This is a genomic window from Amycolatopsis bullii (assembly GCF_014654205.1).
GTDB lineage: Bacteria > Actinomycetota > Actinomycetes > Mycobacteriales > Pseudonocardiaceae > Amycolatopsis > Amycolatopsis plumensis.
The window spans coordinates 30,593-52,677 of sequence record NZ_BNAW01000016.1 but is presented as its reverse complement, the minus strand read 5'-3'; the positions used below and the strand labels follow the sequence as shown (position 1 = coordinate 52,677).

General features: G+C 70.7%; 22 protein-coding genes. 6 read left to right on the top strand and 16 right to left on the bottom strand.

Translation table 11 applies throughout. The annotated features are described in order from the left end of the window. Nucleotides 1-16 precede the first annotated feature (16 nt). The gene (locus tag IE317_RS19605; RefSeq protein ID WP_191312100.1) at nucleotides 17-769 is read right to left on the bottom strand and encodes an MIP/aquaporin family protein; all 753 of its coding nucleotides are present in this window, start codon (nucleotides 767-769) and stop codon (nucleotides 17-19) included. Nucleotides 770-1,016: 247 nt separating this feature from the next. On the opposite strand from IE317_RS19605, the gene IE317_RS19600 reads away from it, so the two are divergent. After that, entirely contained in the window at nucleotides 1,017-2,750 is a 1,734-nt protein-coding gene (locus IE317_RS19600) for a glycerol-3-phosphate dehydrogenase/oxidase (RefSeq protein ID WP_191312098.1), read from the top strand. A gap of 6 nt (nucleotides 2,751-2,756) precedes the next feature. Here the strand turns inward: IE317_RS19600 and IE317_RS19595 are convergent, their stop codons facing one another. From IE317_RS19595 to IE317_RS19570, 6 genes are all read right to left on the bottom strand, one after another. After that, a complete protein-coding gene (locus tag IE317_RS19595) occupies nucleotides 2,757-3,287 on the bottom strand; it encodes a GNAT family N-acetyltransferase (RefSeq protein WP_086849764.1) in 531 nt (176 codons plus the stop codon). 59 nt (nucleotides 3,288-3,346) lie between these two features. Beyond that, nucleotides 3,347-3,511: a hypothetical protein gene (locus IE317_RS19590; RefSeq protein WP_191312096.1), complete on the bottom strand. Its 165-nt coding sequence runs from the start codon at nucleotides 3,509-3,511 to the stop codon at nucleotides 3,347-3,349. 160 nt (nucleotides 3,512-3,671) lie between these two features. After that, nucleotides 3,672-4,067, bottom strand: a complete 396-nt coding sequence (locus IE317_RS19585; protein ID WP_191312095.1) for a DUF1707 SHOCT-like domain-containing protein — start codon at nucleotides 4,065-4,067, stop codon at nucleotides 3,672-3,674. A 7-nt stretch (nucleotides 4,068-4,074) separates the two neighbouring features. Next, the gene (locus tag IE317_RS19580; RefSeq protein WP_191312093.1) at nucleotides 4,075-4,602 is read right to left on the bottom strand and encodes a DUF1707 SHOCT-like domain-containing protein; all 528 of its coding nucleotides are present in this window, start codon (nucleotides 4,600-4,602) and stop codon (nucleotides 4,075-4,077) included. Nucleotides 4,603-4,660: 58 nt separating this feature from the next. Further along, the gene (locus IE317_RS19575; RefSeq protein ID WP_191312092.1) at nucleotides 4,661-6,457 is read right to left on the bottom strand and encodes an acetyl/propionyl/methylcrotonyl-CoA carboxylase subunit alpha; all 1,797 of its coding nucleotides are present in this window, start codon (nucleotides 6,455-6,457) and stop codon (nucleotides 4,661-4,663) included. A gap of 106 nt (nucleotides 6,458-6,563) precedes the next feature. After that, entirely contained in the window at nucleotides 6,564-6,839 is a 276-nt protein-coding gene (locus IE317_RS19570; RefSeq protein WP_191312090.1) for an SAV_915 family protein, read from the bottom strand. A 113-nt stretch (nucleotides 6,840-6,952) separates the two neighbouring features. On the opposite strand from IE317_RS19570, the gene IE317_RS19565 reads away from it, so the two are divergent. Beyond that, nucleotides 6,953-7,675, top strand: coding sequence for a hypothetical protein (locus IE317_RS19565; protein ID WP_191312088.1), 723 nt, complete (start codon nucleotides 6,953-6,955; stop codon nucleotides 7,673-7,675). Nucleotides 7,676-7,727: 52 nt separating this feature from the next. Here IE317_RS19565 and IE317_RS19560 read toward each other — a convergent pair whose 3' ends face one another. Together IE317_RS19560 and IE317_RS19555 are read right to left on the bottom strand one after the other, a co-directional pair. Then, complete coding sequence (locus tag IE317_RS19560; protein ID WP_191312086.1) at nucleotides 7,728-9,080, bottom strand: dicarboxylate/amino acid:cation symporter; 1,353 nt, start codon at nucleotides 9,078-9,080, stop codon at nucleotides 7,728-7,730. A gap of 100 nt (nucleotides 9,081-9,180) precedes the next feature. Next, the gene (locus tag IE317_RS19555; protein WP_191312084.1) at nucleotides 9,181-9,810 is read right to left on the bottom strand and encodes a Maf family protein; all 630 of its coding nucleotides are present in this window, start codon (nucleotides 9,808-9,810) and stop codon (nucleotides 9,181-9,183) included. Nucleotides 9,811-9,929: 119 nt separating this feature from the next. On the opposite strand from IE317_RS19555, the gene IE317_RS19550 reads away from it, so the two are divergent. Next, on the top strand, nucleotides 9,930-11,789 hold the full coding sequence (locus IE317_RS19550) for a glycoside hydrolase family 3 protein (protein ID WP_191312082.1): 1,860 nt from the start codon (nucleotides 9,930-9,932) through the stop codon (nucleotides 11,787-11,789). A 70-nt stretch (nucleotides 11,790-11,859) separates the two neighbouring features. Here the strand turns inward: IE317_RS19550 and IE317_RS19545 are convergent, their stop codons facing one another. From IE317_RS19545 to IE317_RS19535, 3 genes are all read right to left on the bottom strand, one after another. Then, the gene (locus tag IE317_RS19545; RefSeq protein WP_191312081.1) at nucleotides 11,860-13,467 is read right to left on the bottom strand and encodes a DHA2 family efflux MFS transporter permease subunit; all 1,608 of its coding nucleotides are present in this window, start codon (nucleotides 13,465-13,467) and stop codon (nucleotides 11,860-11,862) included. Beyond that, nucleotides 13,448-14,074, bottom strand: a complete 627-nt coding sequence (locus IE317_RS19540) for a PadR family transcriptional regulator (RefSeq protein WP_191312079.1) — start codon at nucleotides 14,072-14,074, stop codon at nucleotides 13,448-13,450. Before IE317_RS19540 ends, IE317_RS19545 begins: the two co-directional genes overlap by 20 nt. Before the next feature lie 139 nt (nucleotides 14,075-14,213). Further along, complete coding sequence (locus tag IE317_RS19535; protein ID WP_191312077.1) at nucleotides 14,214-15,800, bottom strand: TROVE domain-containing protein; 1,587 nt, start codon at nucleotides 15,798-15,800, stop codon at nucleotides 14,214-14,216. Between the two features lie 476 nt (nucleotides 15,801-16,276). On the opposite strand from IE317_RS19535, the gene IE317_RS19530 reads away from it, so the two are divergent. Both IE317_RS19530 and IE317_RS19525 read left to right on the top strand, forming a co-directional pair. Next, complete coding sequence (locus tag IE317_RS19530) at nucleotides 16,277-17,167, top strand: LLM class flavin-dependent oxidoreductase (protein ID WP_191312076.1); 891 nt, start codon at nucleotides 16,277-16,279, stop codon at nucleotides 17,165-17,167. A 4-nt stretch (nucleotides 17,168-17,171) separates the two neighbouring features. Continuing rightward, nucleotides 17,172-17,630: a MarR family winged helix-turn-helix transcriptional regulator gene (locus IE317_RS19525; RefSeq protein ID WP_191312074.1), complete on the top strand. Its 459-nt coding sequence runs from the start codon at nucleotides 17,172-17,174 to the stop codon at nucleotides 17,628-17,630. On the opposite strand, the gene IE317_RS19520 is transcribed toward IE317_RS19525, so the two are convergent. Both IE317_RS19520 and IE317_RS19515 read right to left on the bottom strand, forming a co-directional pair. Then, nucleotides 17,621-17,842 (bottom strand): acyl-CoA carboxylase subunit epsilon, encoded by a 222-nt coding sequence (locus tag IE317_RS19520; RefSeq protein WP_191312072.1) that lies wholly within the window; start codon nucleotides 17,840-17,842, stop codon nucleotides 17,621-17,623. The two genes, IE317_RS19525 and IE317_RS19520, sit on opposite strands and share 10 nt — an antisense overlap. Then, the gene (locus IE317_RS19515; RefSeq protein ID WP_191312070.1) at nucleotides 17,839-19,476 is read right to left on the bottom strand and encodes an acyl-CoA carboxylase subunit beta; all 1,638 of its coding nucleotides are present in this window, start codon (nucleotides 19,474-19,476) and stop codon (nucleotides 17,839-17,841) included. Before IE317_RS19515 ends, IE317_RS19520 begins: the two co-directional genes overlap by 4 nt. A gap of 55 nt (nucleotides 19,477-19,531) precedes the next feature. On the opposite strand from IE317_RS19515, the gene IE317_RS19510 reads away from it, so the two are divergent. Further along, complete coding sequence (locus IE317_RS19510; RefSeq protein ID WP_191312068.1) at nucleotides 19,532-20,314, top strand: GNAT family N-acetyltransferase; 783 nt, start codon at nucleotides 19,532-19,534, stop codon at nucleotides 20,312-20,314. Here IE317_RS19510 and IE317_RS19505 read toward each other — a convergent pair. Both IE317_RS19505 and IE317_RS19500 read right to left on the bottom strand, forming a co-directional pair. Further along, a complete protein-coding gene (locus IE317_RS19505; protein WP_191312066.1) occupies nucleotides 20,298-20,948 on the bottom strand; it encodes a response regulator in 651 nt (216 codons plus the stop codon). The two genes, IE317_RS19510 and IE317_RS19505, sit on opposite strands and share 17 nt — an antisense overlap. Beyond that, entirely contained in the window at nucleotides 20,945-22,054 is a 1,110-nt protein-coding gene (locus IE317_RS19500; RefSeq protein WP_191312065.1) for a sensor histidine kinase, read from the bottom strand. Before IE317_RS19500 ends, IE317_RS19505 begins: the two co-directional genes overlap by 4 nt. Nucleotides 22,055-22,085: the final 31 nt, after the last annotated feature.

Here is a 22,085-nt window from a genome sequence, read left to right as displayed (position 1 = left end):
TCCGTCGATCGGGCGATCAGGTGAGGTTGTGGACGGCGAGGTACAGCAGGGCGGCCAGGGCGCCGCCGACGAGCGGGCCGACGACGGGGATCCACGAGTAGCCCCAGTTGGCGTTGGCCTTGTTCTTGATCGGCAGCAGGAACGCGTACGCGATCCGCGGGCCGAGGTCGCGGGCCGGGTTGATGGCGTACCCCGTCGGCCCGCCGAGGGAGGTACCGATCACGAGCACCACGAACGAGACGCCCGCGTAGCCCAGTGCGGAGTTGCCGAAGGTCGGCACGCCGTCCGGCGACATGGCCGTGGCGACCGGGCTGAGCAGGATCCAGGCGACCAGGACGAAGGTGCCGATGATCTCGGTGACGAGGTTCCAGGCGGTGTTGGGGATCTGCGGCGCGGTGGAGAAGATGCCGAGCGTGTTCTCGGGCTCGGGGTGGTCGTCGAACTGCAGCTTGTAGGCGGCCCAGCAGAGCACGGCGCCGATGATCGCGCCGACCATTTCGCCGATGAAGTAGAAGGGGACGTCGACCCAGGGCACCTTGCCCGAGATCGCCAGGCCGAGCGTCACCGCCGGGTTGAGGTGGGCGCCGCTGGGCGCGGCGATGCTGGCGCCGGTGAACACGGCGAAGGCCCAGCCGAAGGTGATGAAGAGGAATCCGCCGTTGTACCCGTTGTTCTTGCGGAGCACGTGGTTCGCGACCACACCGTTGCCGAGCAGGATCAGCGCGGCCGTTCCCAATATTTCCCAGACGATTATTGCTCCAGCACTCACCGCTGCACCTCCACACTGGACACTCTGCGCAGGGTCGATCACGGCGTGCCACGGCACCGTTGCCGACCCACGTTCGCGCGACGTTACCGGGGCGTAGAAGCTACTTCCAAGCACCGGAGAGCCGAATTCTTTCAAGATCCCGGTCAAGATCGCGGAGGGTTACGCCACAAGTGTCATCCGTGGACGGGCGGATGATCACCGGGTCGTGCGATGCTGGAGGCCTCGCCGGCACGAGGAGGAATGTCACGTGGCGCAGCACGCAGCGGAGACGAACCCGGCTCGACTGGGCCCGGTCAAGCGGGAAGAGACGTGGCAGCGGCTCGGCGAAGAGACGTTCGACCTCGTCGTCATCGGCGGCGGCGTGGTCGGGGCGGGCACCGCGCTGGACGCCGCGACGCGCGGCCTGCGGGTCGCGCTCGTCGAGGCGCGTGACCTCGCGTCCGGGACGTCGAGCCGGTCGAGCAAGCTCTTCCACGGCGGCCTGCGGTACCTGGAACAGCTGGAATTCGGCCTGGTCCGGGAGGCGCTGCGCGAGCGCGAGCTGATGCTGACCACGATCGCGCCCCACCTGGTGAAGCCGGTCAGCTTCCTCTACCCGCTGACGCACCGCGTGTGGGAGCGGCCGTACACCGCGGCCGGCCTGCTGATGTACGACACGATGGGCGGCGCCCGCAGCGTCCCGGGCCAGAAGCACCTGACCCGCGCCGGCGCGCTGCGCATGGTGCCCGCGCTCAAGCGCTCGGCGCTGATCGGCGGGATCCGCTACTACGACGCGCAGTCCGACGACGCCCGCCACACGATGACGGTGGCCAGGACGGCGGCGCACTACGGCGCGGTCGTGCGGACCTCGACCCAGGTCGTCGGCTTCCTGCGCGAAGCCGATCGGGTGTCCGGCGTGCGCGTGCGCGACGTCGAGGACGGCCGCGAGACGGAGATCGCGGCCGCCGCGGTGATCAACTGCACCGGCGTCTGGACCGACGAGCTCCAGCGCCTGTCGGGCGGCCGCGGCCGGTTCCGGGTCAGGGCGAGCAAGGGCGTGCACATCGTCGTCCCGCGCGACCGGATCGTCTCGGAGTCGGGGATGATCCTGCGTACCGAGAAGTCCGTGCTGTTCGTGATCCCGTGGGGCAACCACTGGATCGTCGGCACGACGGACACGGACTGGGAGCTCGACCTGGCGCACCCGGCGGCGACGAAGCACGACATCGACTACATCCTCGAGCACGTCAACACGGTCCTCGCGACCCCGCTGACGCACGACGACATCGAAGGCGTGTACGCCGGCCTTCGCCCGCTGCTGGCGGGGGAGAGCGAAGAGACGTCGAAGCTGTCGCGCGAGCACGCGGTGGCGCGGGTGGCCCCGGGCCTGGTGGCGATCGCGGGCGGCAAGTACACGACCTACCGGGTGATGGCGGCGGACGCGGTCGACGCGGCGGCGGTGGACCTGCCGGGCCGTTCCCAGCCGTCGATCACGGACAAGGTCCCGCTGCTGGGCGCGGACGGCTACCACGCGCTGGTCAACCAGGCCGACCACCTCGCGGCCGAGCACGGGCTGCACCCGTATCGGGTGAGGCACCTCCTGGACCGCTACGGCTCATTGGTCCACGAGGTCCTGGCTTCGGCGGAGGGCCGCCCGGAGCTGCTGAAGCCGATCGAACACGCGCCGGACTACCTGGGCGTGGAAGTGGTGTACGCGGCTTCGCACGAAGGGGCATTGCACCTGGAGGACGTCCTCGCCCGCCGGACGCGCATCTCGATCGAGTACGCGCACCGAGGGGTGGACTGCGCTGAGCAGGTGGCCACGTTGGTGGGCGAAGTCCTGGGCTGGTCGCCCGAAACGGTGAAGCACGAGATCGAGGTCTACCGCGCGAGGGTGGACGCGGAACGCAAGTCCCAGTCCCAGCCGAGCGACGAGGCGGCGGACGCGTTGCGGTCGGCGGCTCCGGAAGCCCGCGCGGGGATCGTGGAGCCGGTGAGCTGAGGGACGTCAGGACGTCCGGTGCCAGCGGATCAGGCGCTCGCCCGTCGGCGCCCGCTCCGCTTCCGGGCCGACCAGCGTGAATCCGCAGCGCTCCGCCACGATCGCCGAGGCCGCGTTGCTCTCCTCGTACCGGTAACTGACCTCGGTCAGACCCAAGCCGCCGAAGCCGAACCGCAGGGCGGCGTTCAACGCCGTCGTCGCGATGCCCTTGCCGCGCTCCGCCGGGTGGACCCAGATCGTCGCCTCCGCGTACGACGCGTCCAGGTTCAGCTCGCGCAACCCCACCTCGCCCAGCAGCCTGCCCGAGGTCGGCTCGGCGATCGCCCAGGAGCAGCGCTCGTCGCCGGCCCACTGGGCCGCCCGCAGCGCCACGTACTCCGTGGCCTCGTCGAGCGTGCGCAGCCGGTAGTTCAGGACGTACTTGCGGTGCGTCGGGTCGGCGAACGCCTCCATCAACAACGGGCGGTCGTCGATGTGGCGATCGGCGCGCAGCTGGCGCAGGTAGTAGGTGCCCGCGTTGATCTCCACCGGTTCCACTCCGCCCAGCCTAGCCAGGCCGGCAGCACGCCGCTCCCGGCCTGGCGATCACGGCGGGCTCACCGGGTGAAACGCCAGATCACCGGCACTCCGCCCTCGTCGAGCGGGCCGTTCGACGCCGACCCCACGAGCACTCCGTCGTCGCTGACGTGGCTGGGCTGGTAGCCGGTGTAGGTGCCCGGCTGCTTCAGCTCGCCGTCGGGGCTCGTTCCCCGCCACGCCACCGGCTTGCCACGGAAGGAACGAGTTGGCTCCGGCCGGCACCTGCAGCACCGTCGGCTGCCGGCTCGGTCGCCCAGCCGCGGCCTGCGCCGGTCCCGCCGCCGAAGCCGCGACGGCGAGCACCCCCGATCGCGCGCCCATCCTGCCCGGAAACGGGAGCAATCACGAACGGCGGCGGCGGGCCCCGGCGATCATCGCGACGACCAGCGGCAACGCGACCGAAATGATCAGCAGCCTGCCCCGGGAGAGGATCAGCACCGCGAGCGCGAGCACGATCGCGATCGGCACCGCGCCCGCGGTCAGGAACCGCACCAGCGCGTTGTCCTCCGAGGACGCCACCGGGACGCCGGGCGCCGAAACCCCATTCAGCAACGCGCTCGGGCGGGGCGACGGCAGGTCGTCGAACAGCGGGATGAGCTCGCTGACCCGCTTGGCCGCGGTGACCTTCGCGGACCGGGCTCCGTACTCGTCGATGTCGAGCCGTCCGGTGCGGACGTGCTCTTCGAGGACGTCCAGGGCGTCCTGGCGTTCGGCGTCGCTCAACCGCATGTCGCCCACGGCGGGATCAGCGGCCCAGCTCGCGCCGGTAGGAGTCACGCAGCTCGCGGCGGCGCTCGCGGTCACGCAGGTGCCGCTCGTGGCGACGGCGATGCTCCACGTCGTGGTTCCAGTCGTGACCCCACATCGACTTGCCGAACACCGTCAGCCCGATCGGGACGAAGATGATCGGCCAGGCCAGCGTGCCGGTGGCGATCAGCGCGATCGCGGCGATGAAGGCCAGCGGCACGATCGCGGCGAGGAACCGCTGCGGCGGCGACCAGTTGTCGGGCTGCCGCGGCGCGGGCGCGGCCGCCGGCTCGGGGGGCGCCGCGACGGCCTGCGGGACGTCCTCGTACCGCGGGTGCGGGGCGGGGAGGTCCGCGAAGATCTCGCCGAGCTCGCCGCGCGTCTTGGCCGCGGTGATCCGGGCCGAGCGCTCGCCGTACTCGTCGATGTCGATCCGCCCCGCGCTCATGTGCTCGCCGAGGGCGGACAGCGCGGACTCACGGTTCTGGTCGCTGATCCGCAGCTGCGGAGACGGGACTTCGGTCACGTAGTCGATGGTAGGCCGCCTCGGGGGCGGCCCACCACGACATCGGTGACGAACCGTGCTACTTGATCTCCAGCAGCTGTGTGCCCTGCGTCACGGCGGCGCCGACCTCGACCGCAAGGCCGGTGACGGTGCCCGCTTTGTGCGCGGTGACCGGGTTTTCCATCTTCATCGCCTCGAGGACGACGATCAGCTCACCGGCTTCGACCGTCTGGCCCTCTTCGACGGCCACCTTGACGATCGTGCCCTGCATCGGCGCCGTGACGGCGTCGCCGCTGACCGCGGCCTTGGTGCCGCCGGCCCGCTTGCGCGGCTTGGCCTTGACGGCGGTGCCGCCGCCCCCGCCGCCGCCTTCGAGCGCGAACCCGCCCGGCAGCGAGACCTCGAGGCGCCGCCCGCCGACCTCGACGACGACGTTCTGCCGCGGTTCCTCTTCGGGGGTCTCGACGTCCGGCGCCACGAACGGCTCGATCCGGTTGTCGAACTCCGTCTCGATCCAGCGCGTGTGCACGCTGAAGCCGTTCTCGTCGCCGATGAACGCGGGGTCGTTGACGATCACGCGGTCGAACGGCAGCACCGTCGCCATGCCCTCGACGACCATCTCGTCGAGCGCGCGGCGGCTGCGCTCCAGCGCGTTGTTCCGGTCCGACCCGGTGACGATCAGCTTGGCCAGCATCGAGTCGAACTGCCCGCCGATGACGCTGCCGGACTCGACGCCGGAGTCGACGCGCACGCCCGGACCGCTCGGCGCGACGAACTTCGTCACCGTGCCCGGCGCGGGCAGGAAACCGCGGCCGGCGTCCTCGCCGTTGATGCGGAACTCGATCGAGTGGCCGCGCGGCTCGGGGTCCTCGGTGATCCGCAGCTTCTCGCCGCGCGCGATGCGGAACATTTCGCGGACGAGGTCGAGCCCGGTCGTCTCCTCCGACACCGGGTGCTCGACCTGCAGCCGGGTGTTGACCTCGAGGAAGGAGATCGTGCCGTCGGTGGCCACGAGGTACTCGACGGTGCCGGCGCCGTAGTACCCGGCTTCCTTGCAGATCGCCTTCGCGGACTCGTGGATGCGCTTGCGCTGCTCGTCGCTCAGGAACGGCGCCGGCGCCTCTTCGACGAGCTTCTGGTGGCGTCGCTGCAGCGAGCAGTCGCGCGTGCCGACGACGATCGCGTTGCCGTGCATGTCCGCCAGTACCTGCGCCTCGACGTGCCGCGGCTTGTCGAGGTAGCGCTCGACGAAGCACTCGCCGCGGCCGAACGCCGCGACCGCTTCGCGCGTGGCCGATTCGAACAGCTCGGGGATCTCTTCGCGGGTGCGCGCAACCTTCAGGCCGCGGCCGCCGCCGCCGAACGCGGCCTTGATGGCCACGGGCAGGCCGTGCTCGTCGGCGAACGCGACGATTTCGGCGGCGTCCTTGGCCGGCTCCTTCGTGCCCGGCACCAGCGGCGCGCCCGCGCGCATGGCGATGTGGCGGGCGGTGACCTTGTCGCCGAGGTCGCGGATGGCCTGCGGGCTCGGCCCGATCCAGGTGAGCCCGGCGTCGAGGACGGCCTGGGCGAAGTCGGCGTTCTCGGAGAGGAAGCCGTAGCCGGGGTGCACCGAGTCGGCGCCCGACCGCTTGGCCGCGTCCAGCAGCTTGTCGAAGTTCAGGTAGCTCTCGGCGGCCGTCGTGCCGCCGAGGGCGAAGGCTTCGTCGGCCAGCCGGACGTGTGGCGCGTCGCGGTCCGGGTCCGCGTACACCGCGACACTGGCCAGGCCAGCGTCCTTGGCGGCTCTGATGACGCGTACCGCGATTTCGCCACGGTTGGCGACCAGGATCTTGGTCACCGGACCACCCGTGGTTTCGCCGACCTGCTCGGCCACCCCGCACCTCCTGCGTCCGACAGCTGCATTGCTGACCGCCCACGCGGCATCAGGGAAGTCTACGGATATGACGTCGCGAGTCTCTTGAGTGAGAGGTGAACCACGCTCAGACGTGGTGGCGCAGCTCCTCGGGCAGCGGCGAATCGAGCACGATCACGTCGTACGGGTTCGCGGAGTGCACCTTCGGCAGGTGCTCGGTGTTCACCAGCGCCCACGGCTGGTGCTCGCCGCAGCAGTCGATCAGCCGGTCCAGCGCGGTGAAGGCGACCAGCGCGGTGCGGCCGTCCGGCGTGCGGCGCAGCTCGATCGACGCGCCTTCGGCCTCGGGGTCGACCGGGCCGGTCGGGAGGTACAGGGCGGGCGGCAGGTTCGGGTTCGTCACCGGGACAACATAGACGGACACCCTCCGCTACTCGTGACCCCGTGGGGTTGAACCCGCCACATCGTGCCGGGGCGCTGCCGACACGCGGTCGCGAAGCGGCTTACGCTCTGCTCATGCGGACTACGGCAGCGCGGACGCCTCGGTCGGCGCTGCTCACCGCGGTGCTGGCCGCGGTGATCACCGTGGGCGCGATCGGCGCGGTGTTCCTGCTGCGGCCGCGCCCCGAGGCCGCTCCCGGACTCGCCGAACCCGCCGCCACCCCGGTGCCACCCGCGGTGACCTGCGGCGGCGGCCCGTGCCGCCAGCTCGCGGCCGTGACCGTCGGGGGCACCCCGGTGGTCCTGCTGACCGACTCGGCAGGCGGTTCGGCACGCCTGCGCGTCGGACCGGAGCCGGGCACGGTGTTCGAGCTGTCGATCGCCCAGCTGGGCGTGCGGCTGGACCAGGACTCGCTGCGCTGCATCGACGGCCCGTCCCCGGCCTGCCTGGTCCGCGGCGACGTCGGCGAGGACAGCACGACCGCGTACGGCGAGCTGCTCGTCGGCAGCGGGAGCGTGTGGCGCGACCCGGGCAAGCCGTTCTACGCGGACGCCGGGACGCTGTCGCTCTACGACGTCACGGCCGACGCGGTCCCCGACGTGATCGTGGTCCGCCACGACTGCCCGGACGCCGCTTCCGGCACCCCGAAGTGCGTGGCGGCCCCGGTGCTCGGCGAGGTGTACGACCTGGCCGGCCGGTCGGTGGGCTGCACGCGGCGGGTGACGTCGCCGTCGGACCTGCGCGGCTGGCCGGACATCCGCCTCACCCGCGCCGACCTCCGCGCCTGCCCCTCCTGAACGGCATGAAGGCCGCCTCGAGTTCGAGGCGGCCTTCACGGACGTACGCGGATCAGGCGGGGGCGGGTTCGGCGTGCCGGGCCGAGGTGCCGTCGTCGCTGTGCTCGGGGCGGTCGGTGGGGGCGTTGAGGACCTCGTCGTCGAGGAGGCCTTCGCTGCGCGCCACGATCGTCGGCACCACGATCTGGCCCGCCACGTTCGTGGCCGTCCGCATCATGTCCATGATCGGGTTGACCGAGTAGATCAGGGCCAGGCCCAGCGCCACCTGCTTGGCGTCCAAGCCGATGAACGACGTCGTCAGCGTGAACGCCGTCAGCCAGCCCGTGGTCCCGGCGGTCGCCAGTGCGCCGACCACGGCCACCACCACGATGCCCACGTATTGCCAGAAGTTCAGCGACACCCCGGCCAGGTTCGCCACGAAAATGGCCGCGATGGCCGGGAACACCGCCGCGCAGCCGTCCATCTTGGTCGCGCTGCCGAGCGGGGTCGCGAAGGCCGCGTACGCCGGCTGGACGCCGAGGTTGACGGCCGACTGGCGGGTCAGTGGCAGCGTCGCGGCCGAGGACTGCGAGGCGAACGCGAACTGGATCGCCGTGCCGGCCTTCGCGAAGAACTTCAGCGGGCTGACCTTCGCCACGAACTGCAGCAGGATCGGGTAGACGACGAACAGCACGAGCAGGCAGCCGACGTACACCGCGAGCGTGGTGGAGAACAGCGGCCGGAACAGCGCGTCGCCGTAGTTCGACACCGCCGCGCCGATCAGGCCGATGATGCCGATCGGGGCCAGCCGGACGATCCAGCCGAGGTAGCGCTGGATGATTTCGAACACGCTGGTCGTGAAGTCCACGAACGGCTTGGCCTTCTCACCGAGGCTGTAGGCCGCCGCGCCGATGACCAGCGCGAGGAACAGCACCTGCAGCGTCTCGCCGTCGGAGAACGCTTTCACGAAGTTCTCCGGCAGCAGCCCGTTGACGAAGGCGTCCCACGAACCCCAATGGTCGACGCTCTTCGCTGCCTTGTCGGCGTTCTTGGCGGTCGCTTCGACGCCGCCGAGCCCGCCGGAGCCCGGGTTGAAGATCCGGCCGACCGCGATGCCGATCAGCGAGGCGATGAACGACGTGATCGCGAACCACAGCACCGTTTTGCCGCCGAGGCGCGCGGCGGTGCGGCCGCCGCCGAGCTTCCGGAGGCTGTTGATGCCGACCACGATCGCCGTGAAGACCAGCGGGATCACCGCGATCTGCAGCAGCGTGGTGAAGATGGTGCCGATCTGGTCCAGGAGATCGGTCAGCCAGCCGGCCTCGGTCTGCCGCGCGACGACACCCAGCAGGGCGCCGACGACGAGCGAGCCGAGAACCGCGGCCGCGAACACCCGCGGCTTGGTGTATGTCCGTACGAAAGACACGGGGCGACTCCGGTGCTCGAAAGTTTCTGGTCTTGCCGGGTAAAGACAACGTCAGGCAAGGGAGCACTCTTCCGGATCACCCGATGGTGTGGTGCCTTTCTCAGGATGCGGGAGGCTGCCAGAGATCCACGACACCCACGCCGACCTCGGCCAGCAGCCGGCGCGTCAGCGGCAGGCTGATCCCGATGACGCTCGTGTGGCCGCCGTCGAGCCCTTCGACGAACCAGCCGCCCCGGCCGTCGATCGTGAAGCCGCCGGCGACGTTGAGCGGCTCGCCGCTGGCGACGTAGGCGTCGATTTCGTGCTCGCTCGGCGTGCCGAACCGTACGGTGGTCGATTCCCAGCCGGCGGTCTCCTTCGCGCGCGTCCCGCCGTCGAGCCGGACGACGGCGTGCCCGGTGAGGAGTTCACCGGATGTCCCCGCCATCGCGGCCCAGCGCTGCCGCGCGACGTCCGGCGAACCGGGCTTCCCGACCATCTGCCCGTGGATCGAAAGCATCGAATCGCAGGCGACGACGACGGCGTCCGGGTGCGCGGCGGCGACCTGGTCGATGACCGCCTCGGCCTTGGCCGCGGCGAGGGCCATGACCAGCTCGGACGGCGACGGATCGGTGAGCGACGCGGCGACCGCGTCCTCGTCGACGCCGGAGACGAACACGGCGGGGTCGAGGCCCGCGGCACGCAGGAGGGCGAGGCGGGCGGGGGACTGGGAGGCGAGGACGAACTGCACGACTGAAACTTACTTGACCAGCCGGTCGTGACCGAATTGTGACCGGCGTCACTCTGCAGGAGAGCTAATTTGTTTTGGCTCGCAACTTATGGATCGACGGACTGTCACGGAGAGAACACATGCCGCTCCTCCGCACCACGAGATCACTGCGCGCCACTCGAACCACTGTCCTGGCGGGCCTGCTGCTCGCCGGCACCGCCTTCGTCCCGATGGCGTCCGCCACCGCGACGCCGCTGTACCAGAACGCGCGCGCTTCCGTGTCCGACCGCGTCACCGACCTGATGGCGCGGATGACGCTCGACGACAAGGTCGGGCAGATGACGCAGGGTGAGCGGGGCTCCGCGACGCCCGCCCAGGCCGCCGCCGCCCGGCTCGGGTCCATCCTCTCCGGCGGCGGTTCGACCCCCACCCCGAACACCCCGCAAGCGTGGGCGGACATGATCGACGCCTACCAGCGGGCCGCGACGTCGACCGGCCTCGGCATCCCCATCATCTACGGCTCCGACAGCGTGCACGGCCACAACAACGCCTACGGCGCCACGATCTTCCCGCACAACATCGGCCTGGGCGCCGCGAACGACCCGGCGCTGGTCCGGCAGATCGGCGCCGTCACCGCCCGGGAGACCGCCGCCACCGGCGTCAAGTGGGCCTTCGCGCCGTGCCTGTGCGTGGCCCGCGATGACCGCTGGGGCCGCACGTACGAGTCCTTCGGCGAGGTTCCCGCCAACCCCGTGGCGAACTCCGTGGTGATCGAAGGCCTGCAGGGCAGTTCGCTCGCCGCCCCGGCGTCGGTCCTGGCCACGGCCAAGCACTTCATCGGCGACGGCGGCACCACCGGCGGCGTCGACCAGGGCAACACCCAGATCAGCCTCGACGAGCTGCGGAAGATCCACCTGCCGCCGTTCCAGGCCGCGATCGCCCACGGCGTCGGCTCGGTGATGATCAGCTTCAACAGCTGGAACGGCGTCAAGGACCACGGCAACAAGTTCCTCATCACCGACCTGCTCAAGGGCGAGCTGCACTTCTCCGGCTTCGTGGTGTCCGACTGGAACGGCATCGACCAGATCGACGGGCAGCCGGGCTTCACCGCGGCCGAGGTCAAGCAGGCCGTCAACGCCGGCATCGACATGGTCATGGTCCCCAACGACTACGCGAAGTTCGTCAGCACGCTGAAGGCCGAAGTCCTCAACGGACACGTCCCGATGTCGCGCATCGACGACGCCAACCGGCGGATCCTCACGAAGAAGTTCGAACTCGGCCTGTTCGAGCACCCGTACACCGACCGCTCGCTGCAGCAGGACTTCGGCAGCGCGGCGCACCACGCGCTGGCGCGGCAGGCGGCGCGCGAGTCGCAGGTGCTGCTGAAGAACGACGGCGTGCTGCCGCTGGCCAAGGCGGACAACAGGATCTTCGTGGCCGGCAAGAACGCCAACGACATGGGCAACCAGGCGGGTGGCTGGACGCTGACCTGGCAGGGCCAGAGCGGCGAGCGGGTCATCCCGGGCACGACGATCCTCGACGGCATCAAAGCGGGTGCCGGGAAAGGCACGGTGGTGACCTATGACCGTGCGGGTGGCGGAATCAACTCGAGCTACAAGGTCGCCGTCGCCGTGGTGGGCGAAACGCCGTACGCCGAAGGGCAGGGAGACCGGCCGGGCGGAGTCGTCCTCGACGCCGAAGACGTCGCCCTCATCGGCAAGCTGAAGGCCTCGGGCGTCCCGCTGGTCGTGGTGACGGTTTCCGGACGGCCGCTGGACATCTCCGCGCAGCTGCCCTCGATCCGGGGCCTGGTCGCCGCGTGGCTGCCCGGCTCGGAGGGCGCGGGGGTCGCGGACGTCCTCTACGGCGACTACAACCCGACCGGGAAGCTGAGCTTCACCTGGCCGAAGAGCGCTTCCCAGCAGCCGATCAACGCCGGTGACGGCAAGCAGGGCCTGTTCCCGTACGGGTACGGCCTGTCCTACGGCCGCCGCCACTAGACCACCGCTCCCGCGGTCCGTGCAGGCCCCCGATCCGGTACCCGACACCGGAACGGGGGCCTGCGCGGTGCTACGCCGCGGCCGCTTCGGGCACCGGGGCTTCCCAGCGCGGCTTGACCCGCTGCATCACCGCTGCGGAAACCACGCCGAGCAGGAGCACGCCCATCGGCAGCAGCATCGTCACGCGGGCCGCGTCGGTCAGTCCACTGTGGACCGCGGTGGTGGCCAGCTTCCCCGCCTGCGCGGCGATCTCCGCGGGCAGTCCCGGCATCGGCGCCGGGCCGCCGGCCGAGCCGAACTCCCCGGTGCTCGCCGCCGCGTGCGCGATCCCCTCGGCGAACGGCGCCCGGTACTGCTCCGGCAGCTGCGCGGCCGCCTTCGTCGCCTCGTCCGCGATGGACGCGCTGATCCGCGCCTGCAGCAGCACGCCGATCGCCGCGCTGCCGAGCACGCCGCCGACCTGGCGCGCGGTGTTGAAGATGCCGGACGCGGTCCCGGCCAGCCGCGGCTCGACCGAGCCCATGGTCAGGTTGCTCATCGGCGAGAAGATGCAGCCGATGCCGAGCCCGCACACCAGCAGCGCCGGGACGAACGACCACGCGTTGCTGTCCGGCGTCGCCTGCAGCGCGATGATCCCGAGCCCGGCCGCGAGCGCCGCCAGGCCGAACATCACCAGGTACTTGCCGTTCACCTTGTCCGACGCGCGCCCGACGAACGGCGCGATGATCCCGGACAGCAGCGACATCGGCGCGGTGAGCAGGCCGCCCATGGTCGGGCTGAGCCCGAGCACCGACTGGATGTAGATCACCAGCGGCAGGAACATGCCGGTCATCGCGAAGCCGACGGTGGCCGCGGTGAGCGTCCCGGCCGAGAAGTTCCGGTTCGAGAACACCTGCAGCGGCAGCAGCGGCTCCCGCTTGTTGAAGCGCTGCCACACCAGGAACGCGATCATCAGCACCACGCCGGCGCCGATGATCTCGAACACCGTGATGCCGCCGAAGACCGTGCCCCAGTCGTACTGCTGGCCGTTCTGGACACCGAACACGATGCACAGCAGCGCCGCGCTCGAGAGCACGATCCCCAGCAGGTCGAACGAGTGGGAGTGCTTCGGCTGCCAGTCCGGCACCAGCAGCAGCGTCAGCACGATGGCGATGATGCCGATCGGCACGTTGACGAAGAAGATCCACTCCCAGCCGAGGTGGTCGACCAGCACGCCGCCGAGCAGCGGGCCGGCGATCGTCGCCAGCCCGGCGACGCCACCCCACATGCCCATCGCCGGGCCGCGCTTGGCCGGCGGGAACAGGTGCGTGATGAACGCCAGCGTCTGCGGCGTCATCAGCGCGGCGCCGAGCCCCTGCACGGCCCGCGCGGCGATGAGCATTTCGGCGTTGCCGGACAGGCCGCACCACAGCGACGCGCCGGTGAACACGATGAGCCCGGCGAGGAACACGCGCTTCGGGCCGAACCGGTCACCGAGCCGGCTGGTGAACAGCATCGGCACGGCGTAGGTGAGCAGGTAGACGCTGATCACCCAGACGATCGAGTTCAGCCCGGCACCCAGTTCGCGCAGCATGGTCGGGATCGCGATCGACACGATCGTCGTGTCGAGCAGGATCATGAAGAAGCCGAGGCACAGCGCGCCCAGCGCGGCCCACGGGTTAGCTTGTCTTGCGTTCATCGTCGTCTTCCTCGGTGATGAGCGTGAGCTTGGGTGGTTGGTGTTCCTGGAACGGGATCCGCCCGGTGCGCAGGTCCTCGGCGAGGCGTTCGGTCCACTCGAGTTCGAACTGCCGGTGGTCGCACTGGTAGCGCCAGTCGAGCCAGTAGATCTCCGGCACCTTGTTTTCGGCGAGGCGCTGCAACACGGCTCGGTCGGAGGCCACCGCGGCACGCAGCCGCATGAGCCGGGTTTCGAGCTCCTTCACGGACGCCTCGCGCCCCAGTTCGTCGATCACGGCGAGCCCGGTCAGGTAGGCGGGGAACTCCGTGGCGACGTCCCCCAGGAGTTCGCGGCCGCGCTGGTTGAACTCGTCCAGCCCGGTCTGCGTCATGCCGTAGACGGTCCGTTCGGGCCGCCTGCCGTCGCGCTGGGTGTCGACGACCTCGATGAAACCGCTGCGGAGCAGGCGTTCCACGGTGTGGTAGAGCGAGCCCGCCTTCACGTTGACCCGGGTGTCGACGTACCGCTCGCGCATGAGCGTGGCCATCTCGTAGGGGTGCATGGGCTTCTCGTGGAGCAGCTCCAGCACGGCGATGCCGAGCGGGGTCAGCTTGGGCGAAGCCATGATCAGATCCCTCCACGTCGTTTATTCCACGTGGACTATACGGCGTGGGCCAACGTGTGGTCCATGGCCATTCCTGTGACGGTCCGTACACAGCGTGCAGGCCCCCATGCTCTCGTCATGGGGGCCTGCACGGCGTCTGTCAGAACGGCCAGTCGGCCTTCTCGCCCCGCTCGAGCAGCGGGATCATCCGGAAACCCTGGTCGGTCAGGCCGCCGAAGGTGTGCCGATGCCCGCTGCCGGACGGCGCGTGGCCGGCCCGGTAGCCCGCGAGGTTCCAGGTGTACAGCGGCACGTGCGCGGGCAGCGCCTGCCCGACGTCGCCGTACGCGGCCTGCTCGTCGGTGAGGATGACGACGCGATCGTGGTTCGCGAAGTGCTTCTTCACCGCGCCCGCCGTGTCGGTGCCGCCGCCGATGAAGAACCCGCCCGACTTCCAGCGCTCGACGTCGCTCAGCAGCGACCCGCCCCGGCGCAGCTTGAACACCTTGGTGCCCTGCCGGTGGTCCCAGTAGCCGTCCGAGAACGACACGACGTCGGCCTTCGCGCAGCGCCGGCCGAGCGCCAGTCCGAACACCGCGGCCGCGTCCCAGCGCATCAGGCTGCCGTCCTTGCTGAACCGGTCGTTCATCGACGCCGACGTGTCGACGAGGACGAGCGTCCGGCCGGCCAGCACGGGCACGTTGGCCAGCGCGTGCGCGATCGCCCGCTCGAGCGCCCACGCCCACCGCAGCGACGGCGCCGCGCGGTAGGCCGCGAGGAACCGCATCGGCAGCTGGCGCGACTTCGCGACCTGCACCGGGTCGGCGAGCCGCTCGGCCACCCGCTGGGCGACCTCGTCCGAGACGCCGGCCTCGTCGAAGTTGCGAAGGTTCCGCAAGAGAGCCATGTAGCCCATCGACGGGATCAGCGCCTCCCAGACGCGCGCGTCCAGCGGACCCTGCAGCCACCCGGCGACGGACTCCCACGTCATGCCCCCCACGCGCAGGACGCCCGCCGCTCCGGGGCGGTCGAACAGCTCGCGCCGGCGGCCCACGTCCCAGCTCAGCAGCTCGGCGCGCCAGCGCAGGGTCGCCAGGGACCCCGGGACGGCGTTGCCGCGGTCGTGCCGCTCGTCGAGGATGTGCCGGAACAGGTCGCCCTGGGCGTCGTCGCGCTTCGCCGGGTGGGTCAGCTCGAGGACGTCGGCGAACCGGAACGCCCGCGCGGCGGAGTCCCACTTGGCGTACGACCGCTCGTCGTAGAGCTTCACCGCGGCGTCGGCGATCCCGCGCTTGACCGGCTTCGGCACGGCGCGGCCGTGCACGGAAGTCCAGTACGCGAGCAGCTCACCGGGCTCGTCGGCCCGCTGCAGCACGTCGGCGACGACCTGACGGCTCAGGCCGTCGAGGCCGGCGTCCCGGCGCGCCTTGGCGAACTCGGCCGCGCCGACGAGCGACGCCGTGCGCAGGTTCGCCCCGGAGCGCAGCCAGCGCAGGAAGCGGGCCGTCCACTGCGGATCGTCCAGTGTGGACTGACGGACCAGCTCGGCGTAGCGCGTGTCGCGCGTGTCCGCGGACTCGTAGAACGCGTGCTCGCCAACCATGTTGGCGACCGCGAGCAGGAAGAGCTCGGACTTGGTGTCGCGCGCGTAGCCGGCGCCGCCCTCGTGGGTGACGGTGGACGACGTGGCCTCGCCGCGGACCGGAGAGGTCGCGGCGGGCGCTCGTGCGGTGTTGAACTTGCTCATTTCTCCCCCTGTTTTTTGGAGGGAGCCACGGCCACAGCGATGCCCGAGATCGAAGTCGGTGAAGGTACACAGCTGCTCTAGGCCACTGAGCTACCGGACCGCAGGTGTGGTCCGGGAGGGATTCGAACCCCCGACCTGCCCATTAGGAGTGGAAGTAACCCTCGCCTGCGCACCGGGCACCGGTGTGGCCGTGGCTCCCGAGATCGGTGACGCACCGGGAGTGCGGATGAAGTTGGGTGCCCGAGGTCTCGGGTGGAGAAGGTGCGTTGACCGGCCACCGTGGTGACCGGTTCCTGGATTCGAACCAAGTGATACCGAAGTAACCTTCCCCGTCGCACCGGGCGGAACCCAAGGTAGCAAGCGATCACCGGGGGTGCGACCGGTTTTCCGGGCGCCGCTTCGGCCTCCCACTACAACTAGTTCGCATCAAGAACTACTTGTGCTATGTTCGTAATACGAACTAACTGGGAGGAATCATGACGTACTTCGGCATCGGCGTGTCCACGGCCGTCACCGCCGTCCCGGACACCCTGGAACTGGCCGTCCGCGCCGACCGCGGCGGGCTCGACCTGATCACCGTGTCCGATCACCCCTACCACGCCGACCGGCTCGACGCGTACGCCGAACTCGGTGTCCTGCTCGGCAAGACCGAACGCATCTCGGGCCTGGTGAGCGTCACCAACCTGCCGACGCGTCCGGCGTCGATGCTGGCCCGCACGGTCACGAGCCTGTCCGCGCTGACCGGTGGCCGGATCGTGCTCGGCATGGGCGTCGGCGGGCTGTGGGACGACATCGCGCGGCTCGGCTTCACCAAGCTGACGCCGGGGCAGGCCGTCCGGGCCTTCGAGGAAGGCATCCAGCTCGTGAAGATGCTCGGCGGGGGCGGCGATCCGGTCACCTTCGACGGCGAGTTCTACCAGGTCACCGACCTGGCACCCGCCGCGGTGGCGATGCCGCCGGTGTGGACCGGGTCCGTCGGGCCGAAGTCCCTGTCCGTCACCGGGCGGGTGGCCGACGGGTGGATGCCCGGGCACGCCGCCGACTGGCTCAGCGAGCGGTACCGGACGTCCCGGCCGCTGATCGACAAGGCCGCCGTGGACGCCGGGCGCGATCCCGCCGAGGTCGCCACCGTCTACAACTTCCCGGGCCGCATCACGGCGGAGCCGCTGGCCAGGACCCGCACCGACGACGGCCGCTGGATCGGTGGCTCGCCGGACCAGTGGATCGAGGAACTCACCGGCGCCGTGCTGGAGCACGCCGCCGCCGGGTTCGTGCTCTTCGGGCCCGGCGGCAGCACGCCCGACGCCGTCGCCACCGCGCGCTTGGCGGAGGAAATCGTGCCCGCGGTGCGGGAAGCCGTAGGCTGATCGGATGGGGAAGAGCGGGGCGGACCTCGGTGTGGTGGCGGGACTCGTGCGGGCGTCGTTCCTGGTGAACGCCGTCTACGCCGAGTCCGCCCGCGAGTACGGGCTCACCGTGCAGCAGGGCCAGCTGCTGTGCGTGCTGATGGGCCGTCCGTACGGCATGGGCGACCTGGGCGCGACGCTCGGCCTCGAAAAGTCCAGCCTCACCGGCCTGGTCGACCGCGCGGTCCGGCGCGGGCTCGTCCGCCGCGAGCCCGACCCGGACGACCGCCGGGCCGTCCAGGTGTTGCTGACCGGCGAAGGCAGCGAACTCGCGGAGGACTTCTACGCGGCAACGTGCCGCCGAGTCGACGAGCTCGCCGCGAGCCTGAGCACGCCGGAGCGCGACCGGCTAGCGGCGCTGCTGGGCACGATCGTGCGGGACAACGAAGCCCCGACGGTGTTTCTCGACGCCCTTCAGGCCTGAGGCAAACCCGAAGCGCGCCAAGCGCCTTCGCCGGGGTGAAGCGGCCGACGCAGCGAAGCAGCGCGGTCACCCCACCACGACGTACGCGGCTTAGGCTTCTCCGGCGCCTTCGTGACCAACGCCGCGGCGACGACCGCCGTCAGCGCCGCCAGTTCGGCGTCGCTCGGGTTTCCGCGGACCACCCTCAGCAGGGGACGGCTCTCCTCGCTCACAGCGGGATGTTCCCGTGCTTCTTGGGCGGCAGCGACTCCCGCTTGTTCCGCAGCAGCGACAGCGCCCGCGCGACGTGCCCGCGGGTGTGCGCCGGCACGATCACCGAGTCGACGTACCCGCGCTCGGCCGCCGCGTACGGGTTCAGGAGCGTGTCCTCGTACTCCTGGATCAGCTCGGCGCGCAGCTGGTCGACATCGCGACCCTCGTTGGCCGCGTTGGCCAGGGTCTTGCGGTGGACGATGTTCGCCGCGCCCTGGGCACCCATCACCGCGACCTGCGCGGTCGGCCAGGCCAGGTTGATGTCGGCGCCGAGGTGCTTCGAGCCCATGACGTCGTACGCGCCGCCGAACGCCTTGCGCGTGATGATCGTGACCAGGGGGACCGTCGCCTCCGCGTAGGCGTAGATCAGCTTCGCGCCGCGGCGGATGATGCCGTTCCACTCCTGGTCGGTGCCCGGGAGGAAGCCCGGGACGTCGACGAAGGTGAGCACCGGGATGTTGAACGCGTCGCAGGTGCGCACGAACCGCGCGGCCTTCTCGGACGCGTCGATGTCGAGGCAGCCGGCGAACTGCGTCGGCTGGTTGGCCACCACGCCGACGCTGTGGCCGTCGACGCGGCCGAAGCCGACGATGATGTTCGGCGCGAACAGCTCGTGGACCTCGAGGAAGTCGCCGTCGTCGAGGACGCGGGTGATCACCTCGTGCATGTCGTACGGGGTGTTCGGCGAGTCCGGGATGATCGTGTCGAGCTCGCGGTCGGCGTCGGTGACGTCGTCGAAGAAGCCGGGCCGGTCGGCCGGCGGGTCGAACACCGGCGCGTCGGACAGGTTGTTCTGCGGCAGGTAGGAGAGCAGTTCCTTGACGTAGGCGATGGCGTCCTCGTCGTCGGAACCCAGGTAGTGCGCGACACCGGACTTCGTGTTGTGGGTGCGGCCGCCGCCGAGCTCCTCAAAGGTGACGTCCTCGCCGGTGACCGTCTTCACGACGTCCGGGCCGGTGATGAACATCTGCGAGGTCTCGTCGACCATCACGATGAAGTCGGTCAGCGCGGGTGAGTAGACGTGCCCGCCCGCGTTGGCGCCCATGATCAGCGAGATCTGCGGGATGACGCCGGACGCCTTGACGTTCCGGTTGAAGATCTCGCCGTAGAGGCCGAGCGAGACGACGCCTTCCTGGATGCGCGCGCCGCCGCCCTCGTTGATGCCGATGATCGGGCGGCCGGTCTTGATGGCGAGGTCCATCACCTTGACGATCTTCTCGCCGTAGACCTCGCCGAGGCTGCCGCCGAAGACCGTCACGTCCTGGCTGAACACGCACACCGGGCGGCCGTCGACGGTGCCGTAGCCGGTGACGACGCCGTCGCCGTACGGGCGGTTCTTCTCCTGCCCGAAGTTGGTCGAGCGGTGCCGGGCCAGCTCGTCGAGCTCGACGAACGAGTTCTCGTCGAGCAGCAGCTCGATGCGTTCCCGCGCGGTTTTCTTGCCCTTGGCGTGCTGCTTCTCCACCGCGCGGGCCGAGCCCGCGTGCACCGCCTCGTCGTACCGGCGGTACAGGTCGGCCAGCTTGCCGGCCGTGGTGTGGATGTCCGGTTCATCCTCGGGCGGCGTCCCGAGCGGCTCCGTCGCACTGCTCATGCCACGGGAGCTTAACTACTTGTGGGTCACTTGGCGTGTGGCGTAGGCAACGTCCGTGGAGATCCGGAACCTGACCGCCGCCGACCTGGCCGCCTGCTCCGACCTGGCCGAGTCCCGGTCGTGGCCGCGCGAACCACCGAAGTGGGCGCTGCTCCACGAGGTCGGGACGGTGTTCGGGATCGACGCCCCGGACGGCGACGGCCTGGCCGCGACCTGCGTCCTCGTGCCGTTCGGTGCGGTGGCGTCGATCTCGATGGTGCTGGTCGCGCCGCGGTACGGGCGGCGGGGGCTGGGCCGGGCGATCACGGCGCACGCGGTCGCGGCCGCCGGTGACCGGGTGGTGTGGCTGCACGCGTCGAAGCTCGGCCGGCCGTTGTACGAGTCGATGGGGTTCGTGGTCGACGGCGGGTGCCAGGGTCACGTGGGGCGATTCGCCGACGACGGCGGGGTGGGGGCGGTCCCCGGGGCGTTGTCGGAGGTGTTCGCGCTGGATCTCGCGGCTCACGGTGCTGATCGAGGCGTGTTTCTGGAGCGGTTGGGGACGCCGTTCGTGGTCGATGGCGGGTTCGCGTTCGGGACCGACATCGGGCACGTGACGGTGATCGGGCCGGTGGTGGCGGAGTCGGAGGAGCGGGCGAAGGCGCTGATCCGCGGGGTGGCGCGGACGGTATCCGGCGAGGTGCGGGTGGACCCGGACTTCCGGTTCCCCGCGCTGACCGAGTGGGTCCGGGAGCGCGGCCTGGCCCCGGGGGCCCTGGCGCCCCGGCTCGTTCTGGGGGGCCGCTCGCTGCCCGGGGACGCCTCGATGCGGTTCGCCCCGTTCACGCGGGCGGTGTAGGGCGGACCAGTCCCGACTCGTACGCCGCGATCACCAGCTGGGCTCGGTCTCGGGCCGCGAGCTTGTGCAGCAGTCGTCCGATGTGGGTCTTCACCGTGGCGATGCCCAGGTGGAGGCGGGCCGCGATCTCGTCGTTCGACAGGCCCCGCGCGATCAACGTCAACACCTCCTGCTCACGGGCCGTCACCCCGTCCAGGCGGGTCACCGGGCCCGAGGGCAGGCGGGCGAACTCCGCCACCAGCCGCCGGGTCACCGACGGGGCCAGGAGGGCGTCGCCGGAGGCCACCACCTCGATGGCCGCCAAGAGGTCGGCCGGACGGGTGTCCTTCAGGAGAAAGCCGCTCGCTCCCGCGCGCAACGCCGAATACACGTACTCGTCGAGGTCGAACGTCGTCAGCATCAGGACGCGGACGTCGGTCTCCGCGCAGATGCGGCGGGTGGCTTCGATGCCGTCCATCTCCGGCATGCGGACGTCCATCAGCACGACGTCCGGCCGCTCGACGCGGGTCAGGGCCACCGCCTCGGCGCCGTCGGATGCCTCGCCGACCACCTCGAGGCCCGGTGCGCTGTCCACCAGGACGCGGAAACTGCCGCGCAGCAGCGCCTGGTCGTCGGCGATCAGGACGCGGGTCACCGGGCCACCACCGTTTCCCCGTAGGGGAGCCGCGCGAAGACGCGGAAGCCGGTTTCGGCCGGAGCCGCGGAGAACTCGCCGTCGTAGACCGCGACCCGTTCGCGCATCCCGATCAAGCCGTGGCCCGGCGTCGCGGCGCCGCCACGGCCGTCGTCGAGCACCTCGATGGTCACGTCGCCCTCGCCGCCGGTGACGCGGATCCAGCACGTCGCCGCGCCCGCGTGCTTGACCACATTGGTCAGTGCCTCCTGCACGATCCGGTACACCGACTGGCCGACGCCGCTCGGTAGTTCGGCGAGGCCGTCGATGACCAGCTCGACCGCCAAGGCGCCCGCCTGCTGCGCGCGTTCGGCGAGCGCCCGCAGGTCGGCGAGCGACGGTGCGGGGGCCAGCGCCGGGACGCCGGTGCCATCGCGCAGCACGCCGAGCATGCGCCGCAGCTCGGCCAGGGTCTCGCGGCTGGTGTCTTCGATGACGCGCAGCGCGTCGCGGGCCTGGTCGGGCTGCTCGAGGGCGACATGGTTGCCGACCGCCGCCTTCACCGCGATCAGGCTCATGCTGTGCGCGACGACGTCGTGCATCTCGCGGGCGATCCGCAGCCGTTCCGCCGAAACCGCTTGCTGCGCATGGGTTTCCCGCTCGATCGCGGCGTGCTCGCGGCGGCCGTGGACGGCGACGCCGAGCGCGAACCCGACGATCAGGGCCGACGTGCCGAAGTTCACCGTCGTCGCCGTGCTCGGGTTCGGCACCGCGATTCCGACCACGCCGACGCCGACCAGCCCGGCCGCGAAGCCGACCCGGCTCGCCCGGCTGCCGTGGGCCACCACGAAGGTGTACAGCGCACAGCCCGCCGCCACGACGGCGATCCCCAGCACCGGCCCGCCGATCGGCACCGCCGCCGCGGTCATCACCAGCGACACGATGTAGGCGGGGCGTGGCCACCAGCGACGGAGCACGATCGGCACGACGCTCAGCAGGAGGATCGTCCAGCCGAGCCAGGTGGGCAGCCAGAGCGGCAGCGACCACGCGCCGGCGGCGAGGTTGCCGCCGGCCGCGAAGGCCAGCACGAGGGCCGCCAAGACGTCCAGGACGACGCGAATGCGCATGAACCGACCGTAATGCGGACCTTCCACCCGC

Excerpts from the sequence above, each read along its gene's own strand:
- IE317_RS19565 (WP_191312088.1), top strand. The coding sequence starts at position 6,953 with ATGCGGACTACGGCAGCGCGGACGCCTCGGTCGGCGCTGCTCACCGCG.
- IE317_RS19550 (WP_191312082.1), top strand. The coding sequence starts at position 9,930 with ATGCCGCTCCTCCGCACCACGAGATCACTGCGCGCCACTCGAACCACT.
- IE317_RS19545 (WP_191312081.1), bottom strand. The coding sequence starts at position 13,467 with ATGAACGCAAGACAAGCTAACCCGTGGGCCGCGCTGGGCGCGCTGTGC.
- IE317_RS19540 (WP_191312079.1), bottom strand. The coding sequence starts at position 14,074 with ATGGCTTCGCCCAAGCTGACCCCGCTCGGCATCGCCGTGCTGGAGCTG.
- IE317_RS19535 (WP_191312077.1), bottom strand. The coding sequence starts at position 15,800 with ATGAGCAAGTTCAACACCGCACGAGCGCCCGCCGCGACCTCTCCGGTC.
- IE317_RS19530 (WP_191312076.1), top strand. The coding sequence starts at position 16,277 with ATGACGTACTTCGGCATCGGCGTGTCCACGGCCGTCACCGCCGTCCCG.
- IE317_RS19525 (WP_191312074.1), top strand. The coding sequence starts at position 17,172 with ATGGGGAAGAGCGGGGCGGACCTCGGTGTGGTGGCGGGACTCGTGCGG.
- IE317_RS19515 (WP_191312070.1), bottom strand. The coding sequence starts at position 19,476 with ATGAGCAGTGCGACGGAGCCGCTCGGGACGCCGCCCGAGGATGAACCG.
- IE317_RS19500 (WP_191312065.1), bottom strand. The coding sequence starts at position 22,054 with ATGCGCATTCGCGTCGTCCTGGACGTCTTGGCGGCCCTCGTGCTGGCC.